At 58.5% G+C, this 25,132-nt stretch carries 22 protein-coding genes and 1 tRNA gene; 14 read left to right on the forward strand and 9 right to left on the reverse strand.

What is annotated here, in order from left to right; translation table 11 throughout:
* Nucleotides 1-186: 186 nt before the first annotated feature.
* Both purL and N7220_RS14930 read left to right on the forward strand, forming a co-directional pair.
* Nucleotides 187-4,134, forward strand: coding sequence for a phosphoribosylformylglycinamidine synthase (gene purL, locus N7220_RS14925; RefSeq protein WP_283148315.1), 3,948 nt, complete (start codon nt 187-189; stop codon nt 4,132-4,134).
* A gap of 171 nt (nt 4,135-4,305) precedes the next feature.
* A complete protein-coding gene (locus N7220_RS14930) occupies nt 4,306-4,611 on the forward strand; it encodes an Mpo1-like protein (protein ID WP_283148316.1) in 306 nt (101 codons plus the stop codon).
* A gap of 33 nt (nt 4,612-4,644) precedes the next feature.
* Here the strand turns inward: N7220_RS14930 and N7220_RS14935 are convergent, their stop codons facing one another.
* Complete coding sequence (locus tag N7220_RS14935; RefSeq protein WP_283148317.1) at nt 4,645-5,574, reverse strand: ankyrin repeat domain-containing protein; 930 nt, start codon at nt 5,572-5,574, stop codon at nt 4,645-4,647.
* A 160-nt stretch (nt 5,575-5,734) separates the two neighbouring features.
* Between N7220_RS14935 and N7220_RS14940 the strand changes: the two genes are divergently transcribed.
* A tRNA-Leu gene (locus N7220_RS14940) sits at nt 5,735-5,819 on the forward strand.
* A gap of 61 nt (nt 5,820-5,880) precedes the next feature.
* On the opposite strand, the gene N7220_RS14945 is transcribed toward N7220_RS14940, so the two are convergent.
* Complete coding sequence (locus N7220_RS14945) at nt 5,881-6,594, reverse strand: SAM-dependent methyltransferase (RefSeq protein WP_283148318.1); 714 nt, start codon at nt 6,592-6,594, stop codon at nt 5,881-5,883.
* Nucleotides 6,591-7,190 (reverse strand): Maf family nucleotide pyrophosphatase, encoded by a 600-nt coding sequence (locus N7220_RS14950; protein ID WP_283148319.1) that lies wholly within the window; start codon nt 7,188-7,190, stop codon nt 6,591-6,593. Before N7220_RS14950 ends, N7220_RS14945 begins: the two co-directional genes overlap by 4 nt.
* A gap of 60 nt (nt 7,191-7,250) precedes the next feature.
* Between N7220_RS14950 and N7220_RS14955 the strand changes: the two genes are divergently transcribed.
* The 11 genes from N7220_RS14955 (at nt 7,251) to N7220_RS15005 (ending at nt 17,786) form a co-directional block, all read left to right on the forward strand.
* The gene (locus N7220_RS14955) at nt 7,251-7,775 is read left to right on the forward strand and encodes a YceD family protein (protein WP_283148320.1); all 525 of its coding nucleotides are present in this window, start codon (nt 7,251-7,253) and stop codon (nt 7,773-7,775) included.
* Nucleotides 7,776-7,859: 84 nt separating this feature from the next.
* Nucleotides 7,860-8,039: a 50S ribosomal protein L32 gene (rpmF, locus tag N7220_RS14960; RefSeq protein WP_283148321.1), complete on the forward strand. Its 180-nt coding sequence runs from the start codon at nt 7,860-7,862 to the stop codon at nt 8,037-8,039.
* 107 nt (nt 8,040-8,146) lie between these two features.
* Nucleotides 8,147-9,211 (forward strand): phosphate acyltransferase PlsX, encoded by a 1,065-nt coding sequence (plsX, locus tag N7220_RS14965; protein ID WP_283148322.1) that lies wholly within the window; start codon nt 8,147-8,149, stop codon nt 9,209-9,211.
* 42 nt (nt 9,212-9,253) lie between these two features.
* Nucleotides 9,254-10,210, forward strand: a complete 957-nt coding sequence (locus tag N7220_RS14970) for a beta-ketoacyl-ACP synthase III (RefSeq protein WP_483409569.1) — start codon at nt 9,254-9,256, stop codon at nt 10,208-10,210.
* A gap of 100 nt (nt 10,211-10,310) precedes the next feature.
* Nucleotides 10,311-11,237, forward strand: a complete 927-nt coding sequence (gene fabD, locus N7220_RS14975) for an ACP S-malonyltransferase (RefSeq protein ID WP_283148324.1) — start codon at nt 10,311-10,313, stop codon at nt 11,235-11,237.
* Between the two features lie 43 nt (nt 11,238-11,280).
* Entirely contained in the window at nt 11,281-12,024 is a 744-nt protein-coding gene (fabG, locus tag N7220_RS14980) for a 3-oxoacyl-ACP reductase FabG (protein WP_283148325.1), read from the forward strand.
* A gap of 170 nt (nt 12,025-12,194) precedes the next feature.
* Entirely contained in the window at nt 12,195-12,434 is a 240-nt protein-coding gene (gene acpP / locus N7220_RS14985; RefSeq protein ID WP_184099651.1) for an acyl carrier protein, read from the forward strand.
* Between the two features lie 201 nt (nt 12,435-12,635).
* The gene (gene fabF / locus N7220_RS14990; RefSeq protein WP_283148326.1) at nt 12,636-13,877 is read left to right on the forward strand and encodes a beta-ketoacyl-ACP synthase II; all 1,242 of its coding nucleotides are present in this window, start codon (nt 12,636-12,638) and stop codon (nt 13,875-13,877) included.
* A 132-nt stretch (nt 13,878-14,009) separates the two neighbouring features.
* Nucleotides 14,010-15,311, forward strand: coding sequence for an aminodeoxychorismate synthase component I (locus N7220_RS14995; protein ID WP_283148327.1), 1,302 nt, complete (start codon nt 14,010-14,012; stop codon nt 15,309-15,311).
* 69 nt (nt 15,312-15,380) lie between these two features.
* Complete coding sequence (pabC, locus tag N7220_RS15000; protein ID WP_283148328.1) at nt 15,381-16,208, forward strand: aminodeoxychorismate lyase; 828 nt, start codon at nt 15,381-15,383, stop codon at nt 16,206-16,208.
* Between the two features lie 228 nt (nt 16,209-16,436).
* Nucleotides 16,437-17,786 carry a sigma 54-interacting transcriptional regulator gene (locus N7220_RS15005; protein WP_283148329.1) on the forward strand — a complete coding sequence of 450 codons (1,350 nt, stop codon included), beginning with the start codon at nt 16,437-16,439 and terminating at the stop codon, nt 17,784-17,786.
* Here the strand turns inward: N7220_RS15005 and N7220_RS15010 are convergent.
* The 6 genes from N7220_RS15010 to N7220_RS15035 are packed head-to-tail and all read right to left on the reverse strand — an operon-like array spanning nt 17,768 to nt 24,987.
* Entirely contained in the window at nt 17,768-18,559 is a 792-nt protein-coding gene (locus tag N7220_RS15010) for an amidohydrolase family protein (protein WP_283148330.1), read from the reverse strand. The two genes, N7220_RS15005 and N7220_RS15010, sit on opposite strands and share 19 nt — an antisense overlap.
* The gene (locus N7220_RS15015) at nt 18,556-19,326 is read right to left on the reverse strand and encodes a GIY-YIG nuclease family protein (RefSeq protein WP_283148331.1); all 771 of its coding nucleotides are present in this window, start codon (nt 19,324-19,326) and stop codon (nt 18,556-18,558) included. Before N7220_RS15015 ends, N7220_RS15010 begins: the two co-directional genes overlap by 4 nt.
* Complete coding sequence (locus tag N7220_RS15020) at nt 19,319-20,449, reverse strand: aminotransferase class I/II-fold pyridoxal phosphate-dependent enzyme (RefSeq protein ID WP_283148332.1); 1,131 nt, start codon at nt 20,447-20,449, stop codon at nt 19,319-19,321. The genes N7220_RS15015 and N7220_RS15020 overlap by 8 nt, the downstream gene beginning before the upstream one ends.
* Nucleotides 20,450-20,459: 10 nt before the next feature.
* Nucleotides 20,460-22,514: a hypothetical protein gene (locus tag N7220_RS15025; RefSeq protein ID WP_283148333.1), complete on the reverse strand. Its 2,055-nt coding sequence runs from the start codon at nt 22,512-22,514 to the stop codon at nt 20,460-20,462.
* Nucleotides 22,515-22,534: 20 nt separating this feature from the next.
* Nucleotides 22,535-23,872 carry a hypothetical protein gene (locus tag N7220_RS15030; RefSeq protein WP_283148334.1) on the reverse strand — a complete coding sequence of 446 codons (1,338 nt, stop codon included), beginning with the start codon at nt 23,870-23,872 and terminating at the stop codon, nt 22,535-22,537.
* A 20-nt stretch (nt 23,873-23,892) separates the two neighbouring features.
* A complete protein-coding gene (locus tag N7220_RS15035) occupies nt 23,893-24,987 on the reverse strand; it encodes a hypothetical protein (RefSeq protein WP_283148335.1) in 1,095 nt (364 codons plus the stop codon).
* Between the last annotated feature and the right edge of the window lie 145 nt (nt 24,988-25,132).

Below are 25,132 nucleotides of genomic sequence, written 5' to 3' on the forward strand. Positions count from 1 at the left end.
AAGAAGTACAACACAGTGATGGCCTTTTTCTGGCCCAGCCCTTCGGGTTTGGGGTATTTCGGGCGGATCGCCGTGCCGCGAAATGCTTGTGGTGTGCACACCACAGCACATTTCGCGGCCCAACGCGCCATCCCGAACTGCCCCAAACGCAGTTGTGTAATAAGTGTTAACAGGCCCTAAACCCACATGGCAGATGTCCTCAAGCTGCGCGGCGGTGCTGCGCTCTCCACGTTCCGTGTCGAAAAACTCCAGGCTGCGTTGGTCGAGCAAGGTATAACGGCGGACATTTACGCCGAATACTGGCACTTCGCCGAAGTAAGTTCAGCGCTGAACGATACTGAGAAATCCACGCTGGAACGGGTGCTGCATTATGGCGATCCGGCCACGCCAGCCAAGGCGGTCGGCGCACTGCTGCTGGTGTTGCCGCGTCTGGGCACCATCTCGCCATGGTCCTCCAAAGCATCGGATATCCTGCACCATACTGGGCTGGAAAAAATCTCCCGCATCGAGCGCGGGATTGCGGTGTACGCCAGTAAAAACGGCCAGCCGTTGTCCACTGGCGAAAAGAACCTGCTGCTGCCACTGATTCATGACCGCATGACCGAACAAGTGTTCGAGACGCTGGATGCCGGCAACGAATTGTTCCGCCATTTCGAACCCAAGCCGTTTATGAGTGTGGATATCCTCGGCGGTGGGCGCGAAGCGCTGGACAAAGCCAATATCGAATTCGGCTTTGCCATGTCGGCCGATGAAATCGATTACCTGGTCGAGAGCTACCAGAAACTCAAGCGCAATCCGACCGATGCCGAACTGACCATGTTCGCGCAGGCCAACTCGGAACACTGCCGCCACAAAATTTTCAATGCCGAGTTCATCATCGATGGCGAGAAGCAATCGCACTCGCTATTCGGCATGATCCGCGAAACCCACAAAGCGCACCCGGAAGGCACCGTTGTTGCCTACAACGACAACTCTTCGGTAATCGAAGGCGCTGAAATTGGTCGCTTCTTCCCGCGGCCGGGTAGTGCCGAATACAGTTACGACCAGCAGTCCACCCATATTCTGATGAAGGTGGAAACCCACAATCACCCCACCGCAATCTCGCCTTTCCCCGGCGCAGCAACCGGCTCGGGCGGTGAAATTCGTGACGAAGGCGCTACTGGTCGCGGCTCCAAGCCCAAGGCCGGTTTGTCGGGCTTTACCGTTTCCAACCTGAATATCCCCGGCGCCATCCAGCCGTGGGAAGGTGAGCAATACGGCAAGCCGGAGCGCATTGCCTCGCCGCTGCAAATCATGATCGAAGGCCCGATTGGTGCCGCTGCGTTCAACAATGAATTCGGTCGTCCCAACCTGGCGGGTTACTTCCGTACGTTTGAAGAAAACTGGCAAGGCGAGCGCCGCGGTTACCACAAGCCGATCATGCTGGCGGGCGGCTTGGGCAATATCTCGGCCATCCACATTGGTAAGAACGACATCCCGGACGGCAGCTTGCTGATCCAGTTGGGTGGCCCTGGCATGTTGATCGGCATGGGCGGCGGTGCAGCCAGCTCGATGGCGACGGGTGCCAACGCGGCTGATCTGGACTTTGACTCGGTACAACGTGGCAATCCGGAAATCCAGCGTCGTGCGCAAGAAGTGATCGACCGTTGCTGGCAACTCGGTGAAAACAACCCGGTGTTGTCGATCCATGACGTGGGCGCTGGTGGTATCTCTAACGCCTTCCCGGAACTGGTTGATGGCTCGGACCGTGGCGCGGTGTTTGATCTGCGCAAAGTGCCAGTAGAAGAAAGCGGCATGGCCCCGCGGGAAATCTGGTCGAACGAATCGCAAGAACGTTACGTGCTGGCCATTGCTCCGGAAAGCCTGTTGGCCTTTGAAGCCATGTGTGAACGCGAGCGTTGCCCGTTTGCCGTGGTTGGCCGCGCGACTGCCGAGAAAAAACTGGTGGTGGCCGATGCGCACTTTGGCAACGACCCGGTCGATATGCCGATGGACGTGCTGCTGGGCAAGCCGCCCAAGATGACACGTGACGTGAAGCGCGTCGCAGTGCAAGGCCAACTGTTCGACTCTTCCATCCTGGAGCTCAAAGAAGCCACTTACCGCGTGCTGCGTTTGCCAACCGTGGCCAACAAGTCGTTCCTGATCACCATTGGTGACCGTTCCGTCGGCGGCATGACCGCGCGTGACCAGATGGTCGGCCCGTGGCAAACCCCGGTGGCCGATGTCGCCGTCACCGCCATGGGTTACAACACTGTGCTGGGCGAAGCCATGAGCATGGGTGAACGCACGCCGCTGGCGCTGCTGTCTGGCCCGGCTTCTGGCCGTATGGCCGTGGGCGAGGCACTGACCAACCTGGCTGCTGCACCAATCGCCAAGCTGGGCGACGTGAAGCTCTCCGCCAACTGGATGGCCGCTGCCGGGCACACTGGTGAAGACGCCAATCTGTACGATACCGTGAAAGCGGTTGGTATGGACCTGTGCCGCGATCTGGGTATCAGCATTCCGGTGGGTAAAGATTCGTTGTCGATGAAGACGGTGTGGCAAGACGATGGGGCGAAGAAAGAAGTGATCTCGCCGCTGTCGCTGATCATCTCCGCCTTTGCGCCGGTCACTGACGTGCGCAAGACGCTTACTCCGCAACTGAAGACCGAACTCGAAAGCGACCTGATCCTGGTCGATCTGGGCGATGGCAAGTGTCGCCTGGGTGGTTCGGCGCTGGCACAGGTGTACAACCAGGTTGGCCAGTGGGCGCCGGATGTGGTCAGCACCGAACGCCTCAAGGCATTCTTCGAGACCGTGCAAAAGCTGAACGACGAAGGTCGCATTCTGGCTTATCACGATCGTTCCGATGGCGGCCTGATCACCACGGTGGCGGAAATGATGTTTGCCAGCCACGTTGGCGTGACGCTGGAAATCGACGAAGCTTGTATCGAACGTCGTCGCCGTGCGCGTGAAGAAGACGAACAAACACCGGAAAGCATCGCTCGCGAAGAAAATGGTCGGGTGATGGGCGTGTTGTTCAACGAAGAGCTGGGCGCCGTGCTGCAAGTGAAGCGCAGCGACACCGCCGCCGTGATCGCCGCTTTCAGCAATGTCGGCATTCGTAGTGAACTGCACGTGGTCGGCACGCTCAATAATGACGATCGCTTGAAGATCAAAAAACGCAATCGTCTCGTGCTGGATGAATCGCGCGTTGAATTGCAAAAAGCCTGGTCCGAAACCAGCTACCAGATTCAGCGTCTGCGCGATAACCCGGTGGGTGCCGATTCGGAATTCGCCCGCATCGGCGACAAGCAAGACAAGGGGCTGTTCGCCAAGTTGAGCTTTGAACCGGCACAAGACATTGCCGCGCCGTTTATCTCCACTGGCGTGCGCCCGGCGATTGCCGTGCTGCGTGAACAGGGCGTGAATGGCCAGGTGGAAATGGCTGCAGCGTTTGACCGCGCTGGCTTCAAGTCAGTTGACGTGCATATGAGCGACGTCATCTCTGGCCGTATCTCGCTGGCAGACTTCCAGGGTATCGCCGCTTGCGGTGGCTTCTCTTACGGCGACGTACTGGGCGCCGGTGAGGGTTGGGCCAAGAGCATTCTGTTCAACGCTCGGGCGCGCGAAGAGTTTGAAGCGTTCTTCAATCGCGCTGATACCTTCGGCCTGGGCGTGTGTAACGGCTGCCAGATGATGGCCAATCTGTCCGGCATCATTCCGGGTGCCGAAGCGTGGCCGAAGTTCACGCGTAATCGTTCCGAGCAATTTGAAGCACGACTGGTGATGGCTGAGCTGACTGACTCACCGTCGCTGTTCTTCGGTGGCATGGCCGGTTCGCAAATTCCGGTGGTGGTCTCGCACGGCGAAGGCTTCGCGAACTACAGCCAGCAAGGCGATATCGGCAAGTCGATTGTGGCGATGCGTTATGTCGATAGCCACGGCAAGCCGACCGAGGTTTATCCGCTCAACCCGAACGGCAGCCCGCAAGGTATTGCAGGGGTAACCACCGCCAATGGGCGCTTCAGTATCATGATGCCGCACCCGGAACGCGTATACCGCACGCTGCAGATGTCGTGGCATCCGGCCGGTTGGGGTGAAGATAGCCCGTGGATGCGCATGTTCCGCAACGCGCGCCAGTGGCTGGGCTAAGCGCTCAGGATTGAGGTTTGCTGATGAGAGAAGAGGCGCACTGCGGTGTGCCTCTTTTTATTTCGGGTGGTGATCACAACGCTCACCTTGGCTGTCATGCTGCGGTGCGTATTGAACCCGAGCGCCGGGCGCGGTATCAATCGGCTATGTCGTTTGCCGCCGGAGCCATTGATGTCTTCCCGCTATCCCGATTTTGCTTCGTTCTACCCGTTTTATCTGAGTGAACATCGCAACACGGTATGCCGCCGTCTGCATTTTGCCGGATCGCTGGGCGTGTTGTTTTGTCTGGCCATGTTGCTAAGCGGGCATGGCTGGGGTTGGCTGCTGGCGGGATTGGCGAGCGGCTACGGTTGCGCATGGATCGGTCATTTCTTCTTCGAACATAACCGGCCCGCTACTTTCAGTTATCCGCTCTACAGTTTTATGGGTGACTGGGCGATGTTCCGGGATATCTGCCGGGGACGGATCCGGCTGTAGCGCCGCCGGGCCGCCGCTTGCTTTGTCGTCAACTTAGCCGCGCTGACGTTGTCGCTGCCTGGCTTGCAGACTGGCGCCCAGGTTGAGCAAACCCGCGAGCGCTTTGTTGCCGCTATTCAAGGCCAATGAAAGCGGCGTGGTGCCATCCATATGGCGGGCGGTGGCGTCGGCGCCCAGATCCAGTAACGCAACGCTGGTTTGCAGATGGCCATTTGCCACCGCCTTGTGTAGCGCCGTCCAGCCTTCTTTGGTGGAGGTATTGATAATCGCGCCTGCGCCGATCAATTGCCTGACCACGCGTTCGTGCCCACAACTGGCCGCCTGGATCAGCGGGGTAAATCCTTGATTGCTCTCGCTGTTGACGTTGACGCTGCGATCGAGCAGTAACTGGATAACTTCTTCATGCCCGTTGAGCGATGCCCAATGCAAGGGGCTGTAGCCGTCACGGTCTCTTACATGAATGTCTGCGCCATGCTTGATCAGCACGAGCGCCATTTCGCTGTTGCCTTCAAAGCAGGCGCGGATCAGCGGCGTCCAGCCAACGTCGTCAATACCGTTAACCTCAACGCCTGCGCCGATAAACAGCAACACGGCGGCTGTATTGCCCTGCGTAATGGCGCGCTGGAAATCCCGTGGCGTTGCCTGAAAGCCAAGTTCTCGCAGTTGGCTCTCGACTTCTTCGCGCACGTGCTCCCAGATGTCGTGGGTGGCGGTTTCTTGTTGATTCATGATCTGGTCATGAGCAAACGCCACAGACATCAGTTCCGCCCCGATATCGGGTGGAAAGCCCTGACGATCATGCCGGTCCATGATCAAGAGATCGTCAAAATAAGCCTGCATGCCCGGTGTGCCCCACAACTCGACGATCCGGTTGAGGATGCGTGGAAACTGTTCGGCCAGTTTCTCCGGGTAGCGATTTTCAAAATTCCAGGCGGCGAGTTTCTCGCGTAGCGGGTCGGTCATGCTCGGGTCTAGGGTTGCGCAATTGCTGGATTGGATAAGTTAACATTTTTGACCATGGCCGTGATTTTTGCTTGGTACGCGCCGCGTGTGCCCGGTTGCTGGACAAGTGCATGGCTTATCGCTAGAATGCCGCCTCTTGCTTCCCGCTGGGATGCACAGAGCCGACATGGTGGAATTGGTAGACACGCTATCTTGAGGGGGTAGTGACTGCGGTCGTGAGAGTTCGAGTCTCTCTGTCGGCACCAGAATATGGAACAAAAAGCCCGTAGCGTTTGCTGCGGGCTTTTTGTTTTTCAGCGCGACCGATTATCCGGCATACAACACAAACACGGTGGGGCGCTTATGCAGGTCAGGCGCGTCCTCTCGCTTCCACTGCGCAATTTCGCGGGTGGCGGTCAGCTCGTCGGCGGTGGTCAGATCACGCGCTACAGTGAGCAGGGTTTGCGGGCGGCAGGCGGCCAGCAGGCTGTCGAATAGCGCGCCGTTGCGATAAGGCGTTTCGATGAAGATTTCGGCTTGCTTGAGCTTGAGCGAATCCTGTTCCAGCTTGCGGATCGCCTCCTTGCGGGCGGTGGCATCGGCGGGCAGATAACCGTTGAAGCGAAACTTCTGGCCATTGGCCCCGCTGGCCATCAAGGCCAGCAAAATGGACGACGGGCCCACCAGCGGCGCGACCTTGATGCCGCGAGTATGAGCAAGCCGGACCAGATTGGCGCCGGGGTCTGCCACACCAGGGCAGCCAGCTTCAGACATCAGGCCCACGTCATGACCGGCCAGCAACGGTTCCAGTAGCGTAGAGAGTTCTTTCTCCTGCGTGTGCTCGTTGAGTTCGGCCATCCACATACTGCGCAGTTCATGTGGCGTACCAAACCATTTGAGCATCGCCCGCGCGGTTTTAGGTGCTTCCACGATAAAATGCGTCAGCTGCTGCGCCGTGGATTGCACGTCCGGCGGAATGACCGACGTGAGGGAGTCTTCACCCAGTGGTACCGGGATCAAATAGAGCGTTCCGGAATTCATACAACCTCTACACCGGCCTCTTGCAGCAAGCTGCATAAGGCAATCAATGGCAGGCCGATCAGCGCGGTGGGGTCGGTGGACTCAACTGCGGCGATCATCGCGATTCCCAGGCTTTCGACTTTGGCGCTACCAGCGCAGTCGTAGGGTTGATCGCGGCGCAGATAGTGTTCAATCTGCGCGTCGTTGTAATTTCGCAATGTGACGCGGGTAATGTCGGTAGCAGTGCGGGTCTGGCCAGTGCGGGTGTCGTGTAGCGCCAGGGCCGTGTGAAACTCTACAGTGCGACCGCGCATCAGGCTTAACTGGGCAACCGCACGCTCGTGATTGCCGGGTTTGCCCAGTTGCTCACCGTCCAGTAGCGCGACCTGGTCAGAGCCAATCAGCAATGCATCGGCAAATTGGGTGCCGAGTGCTTGCGCTTTGGCAATCGCCAGTCGCAAGCTGGTTTGCGCGGCTGTTTCGGCTCGTAATGGCGTTTCATCGACATGGGGTGCGGCCGTTTCAAACGGTACTCCCAAGCGTGCCAGCAGTTCGCGGCGATAAACGGATGTGGAAGCCAGTACCAATTGTCTGGCTGGAAGGGCTTGTTTTTGCATAGGAAATTCTTGTGGTCTGGCTTAAAAAGCCTTTGACAGAAAGGTGTGGCAGATTATATCATGCGCGGTTTCTTAGCTCCGACGGCCTTGGCCATGAAAGTGATCGATAGCGCAGAATTCGCGCTTGAGCAGCGGGAACTCTCCGGCGCCATAGCATTATCAAGCATGGCGCGATTGCACGATCAGCTCGCAGACCAGACTGGTGTTGTGGACTGGGAACTGCAAGGTGGGGTCGACAAGCTCGAGCGTCCCTGGTTGAGTCTGGTGGTAAAAGGCAATTTGCGACTGGTTTGCCAGCGCTGCCTCAAGCCAATGGATTGGCCATTTGCCTCTGAGACCTTGCTGACGCAGTTCACTGACGAAGCAAAGCTCGACGAAGCTGAAGAGCAAGATGAAGAGCTGGAAGGAATTCTGGTCGATCCGGCGCTGGATGTAGAAGCGCTGGTCGAAGAAGAAGTCCTGCTTGCGGTGCCGTTTTCGCCTATGCATGAAACATGCGGCGGTGTGGATGGTGTAACCGAGGCAGGCAAGAAAGTGAATCCGTTTGCTGTCCTGGCTGGTTTGAAAACCAGGAAAGCGGAATAACGGACGAGACCGCAAGCCGGATGTGCTTTCAGAGTCGTCCGTTGAATTGTTAAATACATAACTGGTTTTCAAGGAGTACCCAACATGGCTGTTCAACAGAATAAAAAATCCCCGTCCAAGCGCGGCATGCATCGCGCACACGACTTCCTGACTGCACCTGCTCTGGCTGTTGAAGCCACGACTGGTGAAGTTCACCTGCGCCACCACATCAGCCCGAACGGTTTCTACAAGGGCCGTCGTGTGATCAAGGCTAAGGGCGAATAATTCGCTTCGGGTGAAAACCCTTTATAACCATATGGTTATGACAACGGCGCAAGCGGGGATTCCTGCTTGCGCCGTTCGCCATTCTGGATAAGCGACTCGCAAAGCTGATGGATATTACTGTTGCTGTCGACGCTATGGGCGGTGACCATGGCACGCACGTCACTGTGCCCGCGGTGCTCCGGTTCCTGGACGATCACCCGGATGTGAACGTGGTGCTGGTTGGTGTTGCCGATGCCATTGAGGCCGAACTGAAAGTTCGCCGCCGTACGGTGGGCCCGCGCTTGCGCATCCAGGCCGCCACGGAAGTGGTCACCATGGACGAATCTCCGCAATCGGCATTGAAGAACAAGAAAGATTCTTCCATGCGGGTAGCGATTAATCTGGTGAAATCCGGTGGTGCCAATGCCTGTGTTTCGGCAGGCAATACTGGCGCGCTGATGGCTACCGCACGCTTTGTGCTCAAGACGATCAAAGGTATTGATCGCCCGGCCATTGCCAAAATGCTGCCTACGCGCAAAAACACCTACACCTGTGTGCTGGATTTGGGGGCGAACGTTGATTGCACCCCGCAGCACCTGGTTCAGTTCGCCATTATGGGCGCGATGCTGGTTGAAGCCACGCGCCAGAAAGGGCGCCCGTTGGTTGGGTTGCTCAATATTGGTGAAGAAGAAATCAAAGGCAACGAGGTGGTCAAAGAGGCCGCCGAGCTGTTACGCCGTTCCAACCTGAATTTTCACGGTAATGTGGAAGGCAACGATATTTACACTGGTGCGGTCGACGTTATTGTCTGCGACGGCTTCACCGGTAATGTGGCACTGAAAACATCGGAAGGTCTGGCCAAGATGATCGCCGAGCAGCTGCGCGAAGAATTCTTGCGTAACTGGTGGTCTCGTTTGCTGGCCGGACTGGCATGGCCGGTCTTGTCCCGCTTCAAAAAACGCGTTGATCCACGTCGTTATAACGGCGCATCGCTGCTGGGTTTAAATGGCATTGTGGTAAAAAGCCATGGCGGCGCTGATCGTATGGCGTTCTACTGGGCGCTATCTCAGGCCGTGGAAGAAGCCCGTGCCGGTGTGACGCAACGCATTGCTGAACAAGTACAGCAAGAGCTTGAATTGCTGGCTGCGCGGCCCGACGTGTCGGAAGTGATTCCAGATGCGCCCGCTGCCTGATCGACGCTAGCAGCCAATATGCACTTGCCAGGAGAAAAACTCATGTATTCGCGCATTGCCGGCACAGGCTCATACCTGCCGGCCAAAACGCTGACCAATCACGAACTGGCGCAAAAAGTTGAGACCAGCGATGAATGGATTGTTTCGCGCACCGGTATTCGCGAACGTCGCATTGCTGCAGAAGGCGAGACTACCTCTGACTTGGCACTCAAAGCGGTAGAACGCGCGCTTGAAGCGGCTGGTGTGACGCGGGAAGAAGTCGATCTGCTGATCGTCGCTACCACCACGCCAGACAGCGTGTTTCCGTCGACTGCATGTATTTTGCAAGACAAGCTGGGCGTGCACGGCTTTCCCGCATTTGATGTTCAGGCGGTTTGTTCCGGCTTCATTTACGCGCTGGCCACTGCCGACAAGTTTGTGCAGACGGGCGCTGCCAAGTGCGCCGTAGTTGTTGGCGCAGAAACGCTCTCGAATATCGTTGACTGGAATGATCGCGGCACCTGCATCCTGTTTGGCGATGGCGCCGGTGCGGTTGTGCTCCAGGCCAGCGAAGAACCCGGTATTTTGCAGACCAAACTCAAGGCGGACGGTCGTTATCGTTCGATCCTGAAAACCGACGCGCGGATGCAGCAGGGACAGATCGCTGGTAATCCATATATTTATATGGAAGGCAATGCGGTGTTCAAATTTGCTGTGCGTGCACTGGCTGATATCGCTCATGAAACGCTCGAAGCCGCTGGCATGCAGGCCACAGATATAGATTGGCTGGTGCCGCATCAAGCCAACCTGCGCATTATCGAATCCACCGCCAAGCATCTGCACCTGTCGATGGATCAGGTCATTGTGACGGTAGAACGCCATGGCAACACCTCGGCGGCATCGATTCCGCTGGCGCTGGATGAAGGTATCCGCTCCGGATCGATCAAGCGAGGACAGACGCTGATGCTCGAAGGCATCGGCGGCGGTTTTGCCTGGGGCTCCGCGCTGATCAAGTACTAAGCAAAACGGCGCAAAATGCGCCGTTTGTTTTTTCAAACGCTCATTTGAATTAGTCAGGCCAAGCCGCCGCAATCCGGGGCCTGAAGCAAGGAGAACTCGTATGAAGCTGGCATTTGTATTCCCTGGCCAGGGCTCGCAAGCCGTGGGCATGATGAACGCCTGGGCCGATGTTCCGGTCGTGAAAGCCACTTTTGATGAAGCGTCTGGCATATTGGGCCAGGATCTCTGGCAAATGGTTGTTGATGGCCCGGCTGAAACGCTGAATGCCACCATTAATACCCAGCCGGTCATGCTGACCGCTGGCGTGGCCGTGTGGCGCGCGTGGCTGGCATCAGGTGGCCGCGTGCCGGACGTGCTGGCTGGCCATAGCTTGGGTGAATACTCGGCGCTGGTTGCTGCTGAAGCAATTTCGTTTGGCGATGCCCTGCAACTGGTGCGTTTGCGCGCCGAAGCCATGCAGGCCGCTGTGCCAGCAGGTGAGGGCGCCATGGCTGCCGTACTGGGGCTGGATGATGCCGCGATCATTGAAGCTTGCGCCGAAGCAGCGCAAGGTGACGTGGTGCAGGCCGTCAACTTCAATTCCCCAGGCCAGGTAGTAATCGCCGGTTCGAAGGCTGCGGTTGAACGCGCATGTGAGGTCTGCAAGGCCAAGGGCGCCAAACGCGCCATGTTGCTGCCGGTTTCGGTGCCTTCGCATTGCGATCTGATGCAACCTGCAGCAGAACAACTCAAAGCCAGGCTCAATACGCTGGCTTTGGCAACACCAAAAATTCCAGTCATCCACAATGCTGATGTAACGTCATACTCCGATATTGCGCAGATCAAAGATGCGTTGGTTCGGCAGTTGTACAAACCGGTGCGTTGGGTTGAGACTGTCCAGTCCATGTCGGCAGATGGCGTCACGGTGTTTGCCGAATGTGGTCCAGGCAAGGTGCTGGCAGGTCTTGGCAAGCGGATTGCCAGCGATGGTCAGCAATTTGCGCTGACCGATCCGGCTGCGTTCGACGCACTGCGCACTGCGCTATAAATTACAAAGAATTCAAAGAAAACGAATCAGGAAGGGCCCAATCATGAGTCTGGAAGGCAAAATTGCACTGGTAACCGGCGCTTCGCGCGGGATCGGCAAGGCGATTGCACTGGAACTGGCACAGCAAGGTGCTACGGTGCTGGGTACTGCAACATCAGATAGCGGCGCAGAAGCGATTACCGCATATCTGAAAGAAGCCGGTGCCAAAGGTCAGGGCTTGCGTTTGCAGGTGACAGAAGACGGCGCGTGCGAGGCATTGGTATCGCAAATCGAAAAAGAATTTGGCGCAATTACAATCCTGGTCAACAATGCGGGCATTACTCGCGATAACCTGTTGATGCGCATGAAGGATGACGAGTGGGATGCCATCATGGCAACCAACTTGAAGCCGGTATATCAGCTTTCAAAAGCCGTTATTCGTGGCATGATGAAGGCGCGCTGGGGTCGTATTGTAAATATCGCTTCGGTAGTCGGTGCCACGGGTAACCCGGGGCAGACCAACTACTCGGCGGCCAAAGCGGCGTTGTTTGGCTTTACCAAATCGCTGGCGCGCGAGATCGGCAGCCGCGGTGTAACCGTCAATGCGGTGGCGCCGGGGTTTATCGATACAGACATGACCAAGGTTTTGCCGGAAGAACAAAAGGCAAAACTGGTAGAAAGCATTGCTCTGGGTCGCTTGGGTGATCCCCAGGATATCGCAGATGCTGTAGCATTCCTTGCCAGCGACAAAGCTGGCTACGTCACGGGCAATACACTGCACGTGAACGGCGGGATGTACATGAATTGATTCTTGCCGGAGCGCATCGGTTTGACGTGCGATCCGGAGAATATAAGTAGTTTTCAACCGTATAGCGTGTGCATTTTCATCAAATACCTCCGGATGCGCTTGGCGTAGCCCGTTTTTTTGGTAGAATGCGGACGCTTTTTTCCGAATCTTAGAAAGGCTTGGCTAAACCCATGGAAAACATCGAACAGCGCGTGAAGAAAATCGTTGCTGAGCAACTTGGCGTACCGGAAACCGACGTCAAAATCGAATCGTCCTTCGTGAACGATCTCGGCGCCGACTCCCTCGACACCGTTGAGCTGGTGATGGCACTCGAAGAAGAATTCGAATGCGAGATCCCGGACGAAGAAGCTGAGAAGATCACCACTGTTCAGCAAGCGATTGACTACGTCAGCGCCCACCTGAGCAAGTAATCGTTCCGATTCGTCTCCGCAGCCGCTTTGGTGGTTGTGGTTAGAGCGGTGCGCAAGACCAACGCCTGCGTCAATGCTTTTCGACCTGTCTTTAAAGGTTCAGCCTGTGCGGACCATTAGAAACAAACGAAATGTATCGATCGCGGGCGCTGCGCCATTGCCGCCGCTCTTGTTACATCCGGTTCACTCTCGGAGATTACCGTGTCCAAACGTAGAGTAGTCGTTACCGGTCTCGGTCATGTGTCGCCTGTGGGCAACGACGTGGCAACGGGCTGGGCGAATCTTCTCGCCGGCAAGTCCGGCATCGGCAAGATCACCCGTTTTGATGCAAGCGAGTACGCTTGCCAGATCGCCGGTGAAGTCAAAGAATTCGATATCGGCCAGTATATTTCGGCTAAAGATGCCCGCCGGATGGATTTGTTCATCCACTTTGGTATCGCAGCCGCTTTCCAGGCCATTGCCGACTCCGGCATTGAAGACTTGGCTGGTCTGGATAAAACCCGCGTCGGCGTGAACATCGGCTCCGGTATTGGCGGTTTGCCGCTGATTGAAGAAACCGGTGCAACCTTGCTGGCCGGTGGCCCCCGCAAGATTGGCCCGTTCTTCATTCCCGGTTCGCTGGTTAACCTGATTGCCGGTCATGTCTCGATCTACAAAGGCTTTCAAGGCCCGACCTACGGTATCGTTTCGGCATGTACCACTGGCGCGCATTGTATTGGCGACGCTGCCCGCATGATCCAGTACGGCGATGCCGACGTCATGGTGGCTGGCGGTGCTGAAGGCGCGGTAACCGGTCTGGGTATTGGTGGCTTTGCTGCGATGAAAGCGTTGTCGACCCGCAATGACGATCCGGCTACCTCGTCTCGTCCGTGGGACAAGGGCCGTGATGGCTTTGTCATGGGTGAGGGCGCTGGTGTACTGGTGCTGGAAGAGTACGATCACGCGGTCAAACGCGGCGCGAAGATCTACGCCGAGCTGGTTGGTTTCGGCATGAGTTCCGATGCGCACCACATCACCGCACCGAGCGCAGAAGGCCCGGCGCGTGGCGTGACCAATGCGTTGCGTGATGCCAGGATCAATCTGGATGAAGTCGATTATGTGAATGCACATGGCACGTCGACTCCGCTGGGTGATGCCAACGAAACCCAGGCGCTCAAGATGGCGTTTGGCGATCACGCTGCCAAACTGGCTGTTAACTCGACTAAATCCATGACCGGCCACTTGTTGGGCGGCGCGGGTGGTGTTGAGGCTGTGTATTCGGTCCTGGCACTGCATCACCAGATTTCGCCACCGACCATCAACCTGTTCGATCAGGATTTTGAAGCCGGTTGCGATCTGGATTACGTGGCCAACACCGCACGCGAAATGAATATCCGCGTGGCTATTTCCAACTCGTTTGGTTTTGGTGGCACCAATGGCACGCTGGTATTCAAGCGCGTGTAATTGAGTGATCACTCCGAAGAAGGGCTGCGTTGATGCAGCCCTTTTTTCTTTTCAGCGACATCTCTGTGTAGCCCCGCGATGCCGTGGCGGGGTATTCCGTTGGGATGGCGTTCTGCCTGATAAAATGCCGTCATGACTTCTCCCGTATTCCATATCCGCCCTTTGTTGCAGCCGGTTGATCTGGCTCAGTGGCATGCCGCCGCGCCAGCCAGCTTTCCTATGTTGCTGCAATCAAGCGGCGCAACGGGTTGGGATGTCTTGCTGGCGTTACCGCAGACATCGCGTATGTACCGGCAGGCGGATGCTGCCCAGTTTCTGGATGATCTGGCGGCATTGCCATGCAATCTGCCGGACGTTGCCGCGCTGCCTTTTATCGGCGGCTGGGGCGTGTATGCGGCGTACGAATTGCTGCATCAGTTCGAACCAACCGTGCCCACGCGTGATACCGCCGATGTGCCCGTGGCTGCACTGTGGCGTTGTCCCGCCGCCGTCTTGCATCACCGCGACGAGCAACGATGGCTGTTGGTGGCCGAGTCGGTCGAACTGATCGATGAACTGGAACGGCAGATTGCCACTTTACCTGGCTACGCTACGAAGCCGGTTGCCGTGGCAAGCGTAGCCGAAGATGATCCGCAAGCGTTTCTGGATGGCGTGCTGGCCAGCAAGCGTTACGTATACGAAGGCGACGTGTTTCAGGTCAACTTGTCCCGCGCCTGGGATATCACGCTGGCCAGTGGCTCGGCCAGCGATGTCTACGCCCAATTGCGTCGCGCCAACCCGGCACCGTTTTCAGCGATTTGCCATCTGGGTGATTACGACATCATCAGTTCGTCGCCGGAACGGCTGGTCAAAGTACGCGAGCAGATTGTAGAAACCCGGCCCATTGCCGGTACCCATCCACGCTCAACCGATCCGCAAGAAGATGCGCGTCTGAAAGAACAACTGCTGGCGACTGTCAAAGAGCGGGCCGAACACATCATGCTGGTGGACCTGGAGCGCAACGATCTGGGGCGCATTGCCAAGCCAGGCACGGTGCAGGTCGATGAATTGATGGCTGTCGCCAGTTATGCCTACGTGCATCACATTGAATCCAACGTGCGTGGGGAATTACAAGATGGCGTGAATCCCGCGCAAGTGCTGCGGGCGTTGTTTCCCGGCGGCACCATCACCGGCTGCCCCAAAGTGCGCTGTATGCAGATTATTCGTGAGCTTGAACAGCGGCCACGTCACGCTTATACCGGTAGCCTCGGCTATATCAGCAATGATGGCAGCATGGATTTGAATATCCTGATCCGGACCTTTTTAATGCATGACGACAATCTGTATTTTCGGGCTGGCGCGGGTATCGTGGCGGATTCAGAGCCCGAGCGTGAGCTGCAGGAAACCCGCCATAAAGCGCGCGGCTTGTTGCGGGCGCTGGGGCTCGATCAATAACCCGCACTATTTCGGTAGTGGCACGTTTGCCACCCGAGCAATCAGCCAGCGAAACAACCGGGAGCCAGCATGACGATGAGACTGATTAACGGTGTCCCCGCCGAGCGGCTGAATGTGGCGGATCGGGCTTTTCAGTTTGGCGACGGCGTATTCAGAACGCTGTTTCTGAAAGATGGCGTAATTCCCTTTCTGGGGCGCCATCTGACAAAGCTGCGCGCCGATGCCCATGCGCTGGATATCCCCGCCCCGGATGACGAACTCTGGTTAGCGGATATTCGTGCCTGCGACGTGACTGAGGCGACTTTCAAGCTGATCCTCACTCGTGGCGAAACGCCGCGTGGTTATGCCTACCCCGCTGATTTGGCTCCCAATCGCCTGGTGCAATGTACTCCCCCACCAGTGCCAAGGCGCTTTGGTGAGTCTGGCGCCACGGTCCGGCTTTGCGAAACACCTGCAGGCTGGCAACCGCGCCTTGCCGGTATCAAGCATTTGAATCGGCTGGAGAATGTTCTTGCACGAGCCGAGTGGCAAGACCCGGACATTTTTGAGGGCTTGTTGCTGGATCGGGATGGTTGCGTGCTGGAAGGCACCATGACCAATCTGCTGATGCTCGAAGCAGGGCGACTGGTGACCCCATTGCTGGAGAGCGGTGGTGTGGCGGGGGTGATGCGTCAGGTCGCACTGGAGGCCGCGCAAGCGCTGGGCTGGTCCTCGGCGCAGGAACGGATTGCGCTGCCACGCTTGCTGGCGGCTGAGCGGGTCTGGCTGTGCAACAGTCTGATTGGTGTGGTGCCGGTGGGCACGCTGGAGCAAGCTAGATGGGAGGCGCACCCGGCGGATGAAGTCCTCACTCAGGCCATTGCGCAGATGGCCAGTCAGGAAAGTATCCCGCTGTGAAGGCCGGGCAACGCACCTTGGTCCGTTGCCTTTCTCTCTGCCCGCGTCATGGCCTGAAAGGGCTGTGATTGGGTATTCAAACGCGATATCCGTCTATCTTATTCAGCCCTGACCGACCGTAGCCTGCTCTATGAAAGAAGTCGGTGATCCGGGCTGCCGCGGCGTTTTCTGATTTCAAGCTAAATAATACTCGACCCGGAAAGTTGTCGATTTGTGCGAGGTTGAGGGATGCGCGTCGTTCTCGATCAGGAGGACGCGCGGCGGCTTGGACAGTCGCTGCGCCAGCATGGCTTGCCGGAGAGTCTGGATTTGTCCGGCGACGGAGATGGCTTGCTGGCAGTAGTGATCCTGGCCGAAGAAAAACGCGTCAGCGCAGCGGCTGAACGCTGGTTACGCCATCAACCCCTTCCCGATGCTTTTATTATTGGCTGCACTCGCGGCACCCGCTGTTATTGCCAGCCGCAAGACTGGTGGCCCGTCGCCATCTGTGATCTGGTCTCTGCTGACGACCAGGACACACTACTCACCGAACTGGCTTTACGCCTGGCGCGCCTGGCAGAAATGGAAGCCGTTCTGGCCTCGGACTGGCTGCACGAACGCGCCGTGGGCTGTTCTGCCATCTGGCGGCAAACGCTGCGCATGGTGGCAGAAGTGGGCCGCTTTGGTCACGGTGCCTGTCTGCTGCTGGGCGAAAGTGGCTGCGGCAAAGAACTGCTGGCACGGCTGGTGCACGATCTGGACCCGAAACGGCGGCGCGGACCGTTTGTAGTGGTGGATTGTACAACGCTCAGTCCGGAGCTATCGGGCAGCGAACTGTTTGGCCATGCCAAGGGCGCATTTACGCATGCGCTCACCGCGCGTGATGGTGCGGTGGCGTTGGCCGACGGGGGCACCTTGTTTCTGGATGAAGTCGGCGAGCTGGAGTTACCGCTGCAAGCGCGCTTGTTGCGGGTGATTCAGGAACACACCTACAAGCGGGTAGGTGAGGACAACTGGCGTCAATCCGATTTTCGGCTGACCTGCGCCACCAACCGCGATCTTGAGGCTGAAGTCGTCGCCGGACGATTTCGAGCCGATTTGTATTTCCGCATCACGCAATGGACTGTGCGCGCTCCCTGTCTGGCGGAACGTCGCGAAGACATCCCGCTATTGGTCCGGCACTTTCTGGCCGAAAGCGGTCAGGCCATCCCGCAGGTCATGCCCGAGGTCATGCAGCAACTGGTCCGCGCCGATTACCCTGGCAACGTGCGCGAATTGCGCAATGTGGTGCTGCGCATGGCGGATCGGCAGCAAGGTTTTCATGTATTGAGTACCGGCGGATTGCAGGGAATAGGCCTGGTTGCGGACATGGTGTTTGCTGGCACCAACGGCAGTTGGGAGCAGGCGCTGGCTGAGGCGGTGGAAGGGGCACTGGACGCAGGCTTGGGCTTGAAAGGCATTGGGCAACTGGCCGAGTCCGTAGCGGTTCAGGTGGCGGTACGCCGCGCCGGTTCAACCACCCGCGCTGCAGAATTGCTTGGGGTCACGCCACGTGCGCTGCAATTGCGACGACAAGGGCGTCAACCGGATAGCGGGTGATGAGAACGTAAGCGCCGCGCATCCGGAACGCCCGTAGTGGAGCGACCTGCGCGCCGTAACAAGCGCAGGGCATTGCCGCTGGTCATGCTGGCAAAGGCGGCGGAGGAAGGGCGCAAGGCACGAATCTTGGCTAGCTCCAGTCCTGGATGCAGCCACGGCCCATCTGATCCAAACAACAATTTGCCTGGCCCGGCACGGACAAAAGCTTCTTCCAGCAGGTCAAACCGGCGCACGCCAGCCGTGTCGGCAAACAAGTTCGGATGCCGCACGATCAGATCAATCACCCGGCGTTGCGCGGCCCAGTCATCGGCAAAGCTGCCTAAATGTGCAAAGACAAAGGCCACATCAGGATGGGTTTGTGCCAGCAAATCCAGCGGGCCAGTATCGCCACCCGGGTCATACAGCACCGGTAATTGCCAGCGGCGGGCGGCGTCGCAAATCTGCCGGTTGATGCGTGCGTCGTGCCGATGCACCTTGATGCCGCGCAAGCCCAGTTGGAGCACCGCTTCTTCGATCATGCGGTGCACACGTTCCCGGTCGCGCTGGCCGTGGATCATGGCAAAGCCAATCCAGCGCTGCGGTTCGGCGCGGACCAGCGCGGCAACGTCACGGTTGCCTTGCGCGTAGTCAGACTGGAATACCGGCAGCAGCACGGTGCGGCCTATGCCAGCTTCAGTCGCACGGCGGGCGTAATCGGCTAGCGGGGCGGTGGTATCCCACGGGCCGGTCATGCCATCGCCCTGGCCCGCATGGCAGTGAAAATCGATAATCATGCTGCTAACTCGAATTCGGCGCCCGGTAGCAAGAGGAGCTGGTTGCCTGGTGCTCTGGCCGAAGTCAACCCGCCCGGGAGCAAGTTACGAATCGTCAAACCGCCAGGACCAACTCTCAGTGTGCCTTGCAAACGATCATTCGACACCCGTGGGCCGAGTGCGCGTACCAGCGCGTGTTCAACTGCCGCCAAGTCTTGCGGGCGCTCGACGCTGGCCGACCAGGCACTTAATCCGCCATCGCGATGGCGTACAGCGCACCACAAATGCTGACGTAGCCGTTGCGGCAGGTTTTGCGACATGCCGACGTAAACGGGTAAGGAGCCCCGCATTAGCATGTAGATACCCGCGCCGCGCGAGCCATTCATGGCATCGGTCAGGCTGTTCCAGTATTGCCAGCGCAAAACGAGATTGGCCGATTTGGGGCTGGATTCAAACTCCAGTTCCAGTTGGCGGCTTTCATTCAACAAGCCTCTCATTACCTGCGGCACGATACTCAAACCAACCAATTCCAGCACGCCGCTGCTTTTCTGTTGTCGGGCCAGCAAACAAGCCCGGCAGCACGCGCCGGTGCTTTGATACTTGGCGGTGCCGACGCGCGGCTGGCTGCTGACGCGGCGCGCGCGGCTGATGATGAGCCGCAAATCCTGGATCAGCATTTGTGGCGGGGTTCCGGCGGGGTAGCTGCGCGCGTCGGCAATCAGCCGCAGCAAGCGCCGCATGCGCCACGGTGCAAGTTCCAGCGTTTCTCCATCGGCAGTTTTAAACATGCTGGCGGTCCTCCGTGAGGCGGGTTCTGGCCGGTTCTGCCGCGGGTTTGGGCAACTGCGGGGCCAGTGTAGCCATCGCCAATAACAAGGCATCGATATCGGCTTGGCGATGATTGGCGCGCAAGATCACCGCCAGCGCGTAACGTCCCTCGCGCTGCCGCAATAAGGCCGTGCGAAAACCACTGGCGCGCAAACCGGTATGCAAGGCTTGCGTACGTTCTGCGGTCGCCAGACACAAATGCTGCAAGGGGTGATTGCGGCGGGACGTTTGCAGATCAGGTAGCTTGCCACGGGCCAGCCGACGCAATCCGAGATGCAGATGTTGCAACAATTGCAATAGTTGCAGCCGCCGTCGCGCGCCGTCGCGCTGGTTGAGTGTCAGCGCGTTCAACCCGGCCCGCAATGCGGTTTCGCTGGCGCTGCTGCAATGGGTCTGGGTGGGGCCGTCACGTGCTACATCGCGGACCAGATTCAGCGGCCCGCACAAGGTGGCCAGGGGCGCACCAAATGCCTTGGCCCACGATGCCAGCAACAACACCGGTTGTGTCCGGCCAAGTGCGGCGTAGCGCAAGGCGCCGCCGCCGCCCTGGCCCCACGGCTGCGGTGCGGACGGGTGTTCGCCCATCAATCCAAGCATCTGGCTATGATCAACCACAATCAAACCTCCATACCGTTGCACCAGTTTCAGGTAACGCGCCAGCGGTACCGGTGCGCCTTCGCGTCGCGTTGCATCGGTGATCACGGCAGGCGGGCGTCCACCCCAACGTTGCTTGATCTGCAGTGTCAGATCGGCCAGATCACCATGGCGGAACCACGTCACCTGCACGCCCATGCCCATTACGCGCTCCAGCCCCCAACGCATGACCGGATACAGTGCCTCGTCGGCGATCAGCGCATGCGTGCGACCCAGACGATCAAACACATCAATGGCCAGATGCAGGGTGGAAGGCGCCACCATGCCGGCTTCGCATCCCTGCAACTCGGCGGCCTGCGCCGCCAGCAGGGTGGCCAGTGGCGCAGTCGCCAGCGAAGCCGGGGCACCGGTGGTTAGCGCCGGGTAAAACCCCAACTGCGTTGCTGGATGTTGCAGCCCCAGATACAGCGCCGTGGCAAAGTCGATCATGGCGCCCCCGTTATGCGACCTTCATTCCTTTGCGTTCACGCAAGCGGCGCAACAAGTGCATGCCAGGCACCTGTACGTCGACCGGTTCCGCGCTCACATCCACGCCGGTGACCGCACGATAGGAGTGGATGTAGGTCTGGATTTCCGGGCGGAAGAAAGTCGCCCAGTTGGCGGCGTTAACCGGGTCGTTGATGGAATTCCAGTCGCCCCAGCGGATCGACGACACAATCTGTTCACCCATGGTGGCCAGTTGCCAGAACTGGTAGGTATTGGTATCGCCCCAGCCTTGTAGTTTGCGCATGCTTTCCACCGAGTGCATCCACGGTTCCGGATAGGCCACCATCGCCCGTCGTGGCAGGAATTCGCGAAACTCTGGTCGTGCCAGCAACCACTGCTGCATCATCATCTCAACGCGTGAGGTGGTGGGCAGATCACGGAACTGGTTGTGCGCGCCTTCGGACAAGATCAGATGTACCTCGCGCAAGGCGTTCAGCAGCGGGAAGCCATCGGGCACAACCGTGGTGTCATCGGCTTGGCGGAAGAACGGCACGCACAGGTTCAGTAACGTGTGAAAAGCTTCGAGGAACTTGCTGCGGTTGTCCGCAGCTTGGGCTGGCGGCACTGCTTTGCCATACAATTTCAGGCCGTATTCATGGCAATACTCAGCGGCACGGCGTTCAATCGGCAAGCGATGTTGCTCGTCTTGCACCCAGCCCCAGATCAGATTATTCAGTGGCCGCAACGGGTCCAGTTCGAGTTGCGCCAACGGGTCGCGTGGACCGCCCGAAACATTCTGGAAGCGCCTTGAGACTGCGTTCATGGTCTGCACCAGCTGCAGCTCTTCCATCCAGTAGCTCCAGATCAGTTCAATAAGCGGCGGATGGGTGAGCTTGGCGGAGATGTTGTCATTCCAGTGACTCAACCACAGGCAACCCTCACCGCAAAAGCCTGGCTCGGTCATTCCAGTGGTTTTAAGCTGGATCTGCGTGGTGGCGACCGCTTGTGTGGTTGCTTCCAGCGCATCCTCAATGACCGCTGCGGCGTCCGAGCCCTGCAAGGCCATGGCCACGCGTTGCAGATATGGCAACGTGGGCGACATGCCTTTGCCAAAGTACTGCTGAGCCAAAGCGTTGGCACCGCCAGGAGTAGAGATATTCAAACCCAGGCGCTCATTGGCTAGAGCCACTGCGGCCGGATCGTCGGCCAGCAAGGTGGCAATGGTTTTGGCATCGGCGCCGCGCGGTGCAACGCCGCCCCACGTGATGACAAACGCTTCAGTTGCCACTTTCAGGGCGCGATAGGCATCGGTATCGGTAAATGGGAGAAAGCGGCGACGGCTCAATTGAGCGGCTTTGTGATAAAGCGGCGCTTTACGACTGCCGATGGCGTCTGGCGTAGTGCTGTCCGGCCCGTCCGGGAAGAACAGCAAGTCCAGTTGCCGGGCGTAGTTATCCCAGCTGAGCATGTCGGCATTGAGTTTGATCAACAGCCACAGTGCAACATCGCCGGTCAGCGGGCGGCTGGTCCGTTGCAGGCTGACCATGGACGGCGGCGTGTAATCGGTGATGTCAGCAGGCCCGGAACTGGCGGCCAGCGGATCAAGCGGGCTCAGAAAACTGCTCGGCCTTAGCGGTGCCCCGGAAGTGCCGCCAGTAGAGCCTGGACCGGTCACTGGCAATGCTCTGGCCGCCGCGATATCAGTAGTGGCCGCAGGCAGGGCCACGTTGCCGGTGAGCGTGACCTCATTCCCGGAAAACAAGGCATTGACCGCCGTGATCAGTTGAGGGGTGATTTCGGTTACGCCAATCAGCTTGCCCAGCTCAAAAGCGGTTTCCAGAATCTGCGTCGGATCACTGGTGATGTTCTTTTGCAGAATCTTCAGTGTGATTGACGCGCTGACCGTTTGCGCACCAGCCGGGTCCAGCAACACCGTCTGGTCTTTGGTATAGCTGGAGTACGCCAGAATGGTGCCGGTCAGACTGGATATCGGTACCGCCACTGTATAACTGTTGATGTCAATCTGATGGCTGTCCAGCAGCAGACCTGTAAGGGTTATGGTACTCATTGCCTTTCTCCTTCAGAGAATCATGCATAAGCGGCGAGAGGCGTCCGGATCGGGCGACGCTGGTTCAACACCACACTCAGTTGTGCGCTGCCTGCGGTCCACGGCAGGTATCCCGCCAGAGCCCAGCGCTGCAGCAACGCGGCGATCACTTGCAACTCCTGGTCTGCTGGCAACAAACCGCTGTAGCGCGCCTGGCCCAATACGGCGAAAGCCAGCGTCGGGGTATCGGCCAGAAATTGTTGCGGCCGGGATTTGACGCTTTGCCAGATGTGCAGCAGGTGTTGCGGATGCCGGTCAGGCAAGCGCAGTGCCGAGCCCAGACTGCGGCCCGCCAGCGCTGGCGGATGCAATGCCAGCAAGACCGCCACAAATTGCGGGATCGACTGGTCCAGCTGTTCAAATGCCTGGCGTTGGCTGGCGTTCATTTGCCAGCGCGGATACTGCAGCTCCCATACTTTTTCCAGTGCCGCCCATTGCGGATGCGGATACAGCGCCTTACCCATGGCCAGCGACAATTTCACGCGGATCCACGGTGCCGGATGCGGGTCGTCCAGGGTGATACGCAAGACAAAAGCCCGCGGCAGGCTGACCACACTCATCAAACCGCAGGTGGCGGCAATGCCCACTCGCGACACCGCCCACAAATCGGCCAGAATCTCGCCAATCCAGCGATCCCACGCTTGCCAGGCGACAGGCATCGCCTGCGCATGACCAAACCGCGCCGGGAGTGCCCGCTTGAAGGTATTGGCCAGCTCCAGCAAGGCCGAAGCCTGATGCCCTACTTCATGGAACAACGAAGCAGCAATGCCCGTTCCGACCATCCGTTCACGTGGCATCCGGATAACCGCCACCGGATTGTTGCCACCCCCCGGTAAGCGCGTGCGCGCTCGCCGGATTGCCCCACCATGCCCGCGCTCGACATAACAAATCACCGGCGGCGCCTTGATGGCCGCGCCCGGTTGGCGCAAGCCATCCTGGGCGGCCACGTCCAGACCGGACAACCAGATGCCCGTGCCATGCTGACTGCGTTGGGTAAGCACTTCGGCAAAGATTTCGAAGTGCGTTAACGCGGCCTGAAAATACAGCTTGAGCAAGGCATAACGGCGTTGTGCGGCGGCGACGTTCTGTGGTGTGGCGCTTAACTGGCGCAATTGCCGCAAGAAGCGGGCGATCCGCAAGCGCAACTGCCGTCTTGCCGCCTGCATATGCTGTTCAATGGCCGCCATGGCTTCGTCACTGACATTGGCCGCTGGCACCATTGGCATTTGCAAGGCGTAGGGCAGTTGCGCATCCAGACGTGCCCGAATGCCGAGCACTTCCTGTTCAAGCAACCGCAAGGCTTGGGTGCATGGATTCATCGCGAAGGGCCTTGCGTTGGTCAGTACACCGGTCGCTGCGGCGCCAGAATCAGGATGATCGCCCGCCCGTTGCGTGAGCGGCGCCAGACGCCGGATTGGGGAATGCCCGCCCCGCGTGGCAACGCGCTACCGCAAGAAGGGCAGCCCGCACTGGCTGGCGCCGGATAACCCCCGCTCACTGCCGGCGCGGCATAGCCCGATCCGGAATACCCAGGGCTGGAGTAGCTCTGGCCGGTATAACCCGGCCCGGCATAGCCTGGCCCGGCATAGCCTGGCCCGGCGTAACCTGGGCTTCCTGCGCCAGCGGATTGGGCGTAACGACGTTGCCCGCCACCGTAATAACGGGGATAACCCGGGCGTGTAGCCGCATTGGCAATAGCGGCCCCGAAGATCGGCAATCCAGCCTGCCGCGCTGCGGCAACACCTTGGCGAGCAATCACCCGCATGGCAGGTAACAAACCTGGTGCGACTTGGCGCGCTGCGCGCAAAAAGGCAACGCGTGCAGCTTTAGCCGGGGGCACATGCGGCGGAATGGTGGTCAGATGCCGTGCTGCGTGCTGGCCAATCTTCACCAGTCGCCGGGCCACTTCAAACTCACGGTCTTCGTTGCTCAGGCCCTCCAGTTCAAGCCCCAGCGCACCGCCCGCCATGCTGGCCAGCTTGCCGCCTATCATGCCGCCTGCGCCCGGGATAATCATGTTGCCCAACGCGCTGCCCACGATCGGCAGGGCAGATTTGGCGGCAGATTTCAAAATTCCGCCCAGCGCTTTACCGGCGCCTGATTTGGCAAAATTGCTGGCTGCCCGACCCACCGACTTGATCAAACTGCCCAGGAATTGTTCCATTTCCTGTTCGCTGTTAACGGAGAGCAATTCTGCGGCCAGTTCCATCTCCTGCATTTCGCCTGAGACTTCGCTTTCGAATTCGTTCTCGAATTCGTTTTCACCTTCGCCCTCGTTCTCAAACTCACCCTCGAACTCGCCCTCAAATTCATTGGCAAACTCGCCTTCCAGTTCCTGACCGAATTCGCCGGACAGTTCGGGGGAAAGCTCCTGTTCAAACTCGTTGTAACCAGGGCCCCAACCGCCAGGCCTGGAGGTTCCGATATCGTGCATTTGCCGCTCCTTTCATGCTGAGGTTGGCGAGAACCAGGGTCTCGCATGCCTCTAGCAACGCAGGATTCGTGCCAATACCAAAAAAATCATAAGACTTTGAAAAACAAAAGAATTTTTTGTTTTGGTAATTTAAATCTTGCGAACA

The organism is Silvimonas soli, from assembly GCF_030035605.1.
GTDB classification, from domain to species: Bacteria; Pseudomonadota; Gammaproteobacteria; order Burkholderiales; family Chitinibacteraceae; genus Silvimonas; species Silvimonas soli.

Excerpts from the sequence above, each read along its gene's own strand:
- purL (WP_283148315.1), top strand. The coding sequence starts at position 187 with ATGGCAGATGTCCTCAAGCTGCGCGGCGGTGCTGCGCTCTCCACGTTC.
- N7220_RS14930 (WP_283148316.1), top strand. The coding sequence starts at position 4,306 with ATGTCTTCCCGCTATCCCGATTTTGCTTCGTTCTACCCGTTTTATCTG.
- N7220_RS14935 (WP_283148317.1), bottom strand. The coding sequence starts at position 5,574 with ATGACCGACCCGCTACGCGAGAAACTCGCCGCCTGGAATTTTGAAAAT.
- N7220_RS14945 (WP_283148318.1), bottom strand. The coding sequence starts at position 6,594 with ATGAATTCCGGAACGCTCTATTTGATCCCGGTACCACTGGGTGAAGAC.
- N7220_RS14950 (WP_283148319.1), bottom strand. The coding sequence starts at position 7,190 with ATGCAAAAACAAGCCCTTCCAGCCAGACAATTGGTACTGGCTTCCACA.
- N7220_RS14955 (WP_283148320.1), top strand. The coding sequence starts at position 7,251 with ATGCGCGGTTTCTTAGCTCCGACGGCCTTGGCCATGAAAGTGATCGAT.
- rpmF (WP_283148321.1), top strand. The coding sequence starts at position 7,860 with ATGGCTGTTCAACAGAATAAAAAATCCCCGTCCAAGCGCGGCATGCAT.
- plsX (WP_283148322.1), top strand. The coding sequence starts at position 8,147 with ATGGATATTACTGTTGCTGTCGACGCTATGGGCGGTGACCATGGCACG.
- N7220_RS14970 (WP_483409569.1), top strand. The coding sequence starts at position 9,254 with ATGTATTCGCGCATTGCCGGCACAGGCTCATACCTGCCGGCCAAAACG.
- fabD (WP_283148324.1), top strand. The coding sequence starts at position 10,311 with ATGAAGCTGGCATTTGTATTCCCTGGCCAGGGCTCGCAAGCCGTGGGC.
- fabG (WP_283148325.1), top strand. The coding sequence starts at position 11,281 with ATGAGTCTGGAAGGCAAAATTGCACTGGTAACCGGCGCTTCGCGCGGG.
- acpP (WP_184099651.1), top strand. The coding sequence starts at position 12,195 with ATGGAAAACATCGAACAGCGCGTGAAGAAAATCGTTGCTGAGCAACTT.
- N7220_RS14995 (WP_283148327.1), top strand. The coding sequence starts at position 14,010 with ATGACTTCTCCCGTATTCCATATCCGCCCTTTGTTGCAGCCGGTTGAT.
- pabC (WP_283148328.1), top strand. The coding sequence starts at position 15,381 with ATGACGATGAGACTGATTAACGGTGTCCCCGCCGAGCGGCTGAATGTG.
- N7220_RS15005 (WP_283148329.1), top strand. The coding sequence starts at position 16,437 with ATGCGCGTCGTTCTCGATCAGGAGGACGCGCGGCGGCTTGGACAGTCG.
- N7220_RS15010 (WP_283148330.1), bottom strand. The coding sequence starts at position 18,559 with ATGATTATCGATTTTCACTGCCATGCGGGCCAGGGCGATGGCATGACC.
- N7220_RS15015 (WP_283148331.1), bottom strand. The coding sequence starts at position 19,326 with ATGTTTAAAACTGCCGATGGAGAAACGCTGGAACTTGCACCGTGGCGC.
- N7220_RS15020 (WP_283148332.1), bottom strand. The coding sequence starts at position 20,449 with ATGATCGACTTTGCCACGGCGCTGTATCTGGGGCTGCAACATCCAGCA.
- N7220_RS15025 (WP_283148333.1), bottom strand. The coding sequence starts at position 22,514 with ATGAGTACCATAACCCTTACAGGTCTGCTGCTGGACAGCCATCAGATT.
- N7220_RS15030 (WP_283148334.1), bottom strand. The coding sequence starts at position 23,872 with ATGAATCCATGCACCCAAGCCTTGCGGTTGCTTGAACAGGAAGTGCTC.
- N7220_RS15035 (WP_283148335.1), bottom strand. The coding sequence starts at position 24,987 with ATGCACGATATCGGAACCTCCAGGCCTGGCGGTTGGGGCCCTGGTTAC.